4 protein-coding genes are annotated in these 3,326 nt (G+C 69.5%); all 4 read right to left on the reverse strand.

The features are described 5' to 3' along the window. The coding region (locus WU80_RS24355; RefSeq protein WP_156371878.1) for a PPE domain-containing protein at positions 1-207 on the reverse strand (207 nt) is incomplete at its 3' end. A gap of 58 nt (positions 208-265) precedes the next feature. Continuing rightward, positions 266-607 carry a DUF732 domain-containing protein gene (locus WU80_RS24360; RefSeq protein WP_055405653.1) on the reverse strand — a complete coding sequence of 114 codons (342 nt, stop codon included), beginning with the start codon at positions 605-607 and terminating at the stop codon, positions 266-268. Positions 608-642: 35 nt separating this feature from the next. Beyond that, a complete protein-coding gene (locus WU80_RS24365; protein ID WP_055405654.1) occupies positions 643-2,004 on the reverse strand; it encodes a PPE family protein in 1,362 nt (453 codons plus the stop codon). 13 nt (positions 2,005-2,017) lie between these two features. Beyond that, positions 2,018-3,283 carry a PPE family protein gene (locus WU80_RS24370; RefSeq protein ID WP_055405882.1) on the reverse strand — a complete coding sequence of 422 codons (1,266 nt, stop codon included), beginning with the start codon at positions 3,281-3,283 and terminating at the stop codon, positions 2,018-2,020. Positions 3,284-3,326: the final 43 nt, after the last annotated feature.

Genomic DNA, 3,326 nt, shown 5'->3' on the forward strand with positions numbered 1-3,326 from the left:
GCCTGGGATCTGCTGGGCGCCCAACTCGGCGAACACCGCGCGGTAACTCAGCGCCATCTCGCCGAGTTGGGCGCCCAGCAGATCCCAGGCCTGGGCGGCGTCCATCATCGATCCGGCGCCCGGGCCCGCATGCATCCGCCCGGAGTTCGTCTCCGGCGGCAGGGCGCCGAAATCCGGCTCGAGGGAGGGCGAATCGTGCTGCAGCATCGGCATTTTCTCTAGAACGGTGGCGGACATGACTTGAGCGGTTCGGATCCCGATGGGTTCAGCCTTTGGCGGAAGCATCGAGTTGTCGCGGGCAATAGGACTTCGCCGACACCGTCGCGAACTGCGCGGCGCCGTTGGTGGTCAGGCCGGGGTTGTTGTCCCGGAGATCATTGAGGAGTTGCAGACCGGACACGCCGCGCGCGAGCAGGCCGCATACCGCCTTGCCGGCGTTCACGGCTTGGCCCGGGTCGGCAAAGCTGATGCCCAGCGCATGGAGGTCGGCGATGAAGGCTTCGTTGTTGTCGTCGACGGCCGCCTCGTCCTCTCCGGGCACGGCGTGCGCAGGCGCCGCGGCGGCGATGCCCAGCGACACACCGAGAAGCGCCAATAGCAGTTTCATGCGTCCTCCTTCGATTGACGGCTAAATCCTCTGTGCTACAACACTTTTGATTCGGGCGCTCCGACGGCGGCCTCCTCGCCGTCCGTCACGTGCACGGCGTGGACGCCCGGTGTCGTCCTGAGCCTGGCGACCAGGTCATCGAGGCCGGCCTCGTCGACGTTCCAGTGCTGAACCTGGTCGGGCATCTCCTGCAGTTGGGCGATGATGCGGTCCAGCTTGACCGGCGCGGTGCGCCGCTCACCGGTGCCGACGCGGGCCTGCTGGATGCCGGTTGAGGTGACCGCGCGCGCCGCCGGGCCGCCAAGCGCGCCACCCGCCAAGCTGCCCAACGTCGCCTCGTTGACCAGGCCCGAGAAATCCGTCGCCGCGGCCGCGGCCACGCTGGTGCCCGGGAGCGAGGCCAGCCGGATTGCCGGGGCGGCGGTCGCCCAGCCGGGTGGAACCGAAAGCTTGCCCACCGTCGGCGCGGTCCCCAATACGGCCGACACGGGCTTGGCCGCGATGCCGGCGGCGGCGTGCCCCGGCGACGCCAGGCCCGCGCCCAGCGAGGTCTTCGCCATCGCGGCGCTCCACGGTGCGTAGATGAAGAAGTTCTTCCACTGCGAGACGCCCAGGCTGATGCTGGCATTGGTGACGTTGGTCCACGTCGCCTGGGTGCCGATCTGGGAAATGCTGGAATACAACGCCTCCCACAACGGCGCCACGTCCGGGCTACCCGTGACTCCCCCGATCAACTGCTGCCAGAACTGGGTGTATTGGCTGGTGAGTGAGGTGAGGAAGTCCTCTATCTGTTTCAGCCAGGCCGACAACGACGTCGGCTCCGCCGCGGCCGCCGCGGCGGCCTGGGCCACCGCACCGGCATCGTTGGTGGTTGCCGGCGCCTCCTCGAAGGGGGTCAACTCACCGGCCGACTCCGACGCGCCGGCGTAACTGAACATGGCGGCGACATCTTGGGCCCACATCTGGGCGTACTCGTCTTCGGTCGCCGCGATCGCGGCGTCGTTTTGGCCCAGGACATTCGTCTCCAACAGCGCGGCCAACTGGATGCGGTTCTCCGCGACGAGCTGCGGCGGCACGGTGGCCGCCAGGGCGGCCTCGTACGCCGCGGCCGCGGCCCGGGCCTGGGTTGCGGTCTGCTCGGCTTGACCCGCGGTGGTCGACATCCAGGCCAGATACGGTGCTGCCGCCGCGGCCATCGACTCCGACGACGGACCCTGCCACGACTGGCCGACCAGGTCCGAAATCACCGTGCCGTAAGCGGCCGCGGTGGAGTGCAACTCGGCGGCCAGCGTCTCCCAGGCCGCGGCGGCGGCGAGCATCGGCCCCGCGCCCGGGCCCGCGTAGATCTGGGTGGAGATCACCTCCGGTGGCAGCGTTGCGAAATCGCTGAAAACCATTGCCGCACCTTTCCTATTTGGCGTTCGGCGGGATCACGATGACCGTGGACGTGGTCGCGAGGTCGTCGACGGCCACGGCACCTGGCACTCGAAGGGTCGACCCGGCGACCGCGCGGGTGGCGCTCGCGCCGACGGCGCGTCCGGCCAGGCTGGACAGCGCCGTCGGACCGAACATGCCTTGTTGGCCATTCACGGCCATCGCGGGAGCGGCTTGCACCGTCGTCTCCGGCAGCTCGGCGGCCACCGTTCGGATAGCGGGAACGGCAGAAGCCCAATTCGCCGGCACCGACAACGACCCGACCAGTCCGGCCTGCCCAGTTGCGGCCGAAACCGTGCCCGCGCTCGACAGCGCGGTCGCGCCGCTCAACAGGTCGCTGCGCAGCAGCGGTGCCAACACCCCGGTGAGCGCCTTGGGGTGCAACAGGGGGCCGATGCCCTGGATGCCCGTCCCCACGCTCGGGATGCTGAGGGCGATCTGGTACCAGTTCTTCGCCAGGTTCGCCACCCCCAGCGGGGTGTATGGCCCCGAGATCGTGCCCATGACGCTGTTGAATGTCTTCAGGATCCCGGTGATGTCCTTCAGCCCCAGTGGCAGACCGGCCGCCGCCGTCGGCGCCGCAGTCGCGTTCGCCGCGAGGGTCTGCAGGCCGGCCGGAGCCTGCGAAACCGATTCCGAGAGTGTGGATTCCAGCCGGGAAGCGGTCGAGGACTGGAGCGCGGAGGCCACCGCCGCCGACTGCTCGGCCTCCCCACTGCCGTCGGTGGTCGTGGGCGGCGCCGTGAACGGGGTCAGCCGGGTCGCCACCGCCGATGCGGCGGCGTAGGTGTACATCGCGGCGGCGTCTTGCGCCCACATCTCGGCGTAGTCGGCCTCGGTGGCCGCGATGGCCGCCGTGTTCTGCCCCAACACGTTCGTCGCGATCAGCGACGCAAGCAACGCTCGATTGGCCGCGATCACCGGCGGCGGGACCGTGGCCGCGAAAACGGCTTCATAGGCGGCCGCCGCCGCCGTTGCCTGGGCGGCGGTCTGCTCGGCCTGCCCGGCCGTGCCGTCCAGCCATGCGATGTAGGGCGCCGCCGCGGTCGCCATCGCTGCGGACGAGGGTCCATGCCAGACGCTTCTCAGCTCCGCGATCGCAGCACCGTAAGACGCCGACGCCGAATGCAATTCGGCCGCCAAGCCGTTCCAGCCGGCCGCAGCCGCGAGCAACGGCGCCGGCCCCGGCCCTGAGTAGATCCTGCCGGAGTTGATCTCCGGCGGTAACAACCCGAAATCCATGCCTTCCTCCGCCTCCAGCCATGTCCCTGTCTCTTATACACAT

Source organism: Mycobacterium sp. UM_11, assembly GCF_001414075.1.
GTDB lineage: Bacteria > Actinomycetota > Actinomycetes > Mycobacteriales > Mycobacteriaceae > Mycobacterium.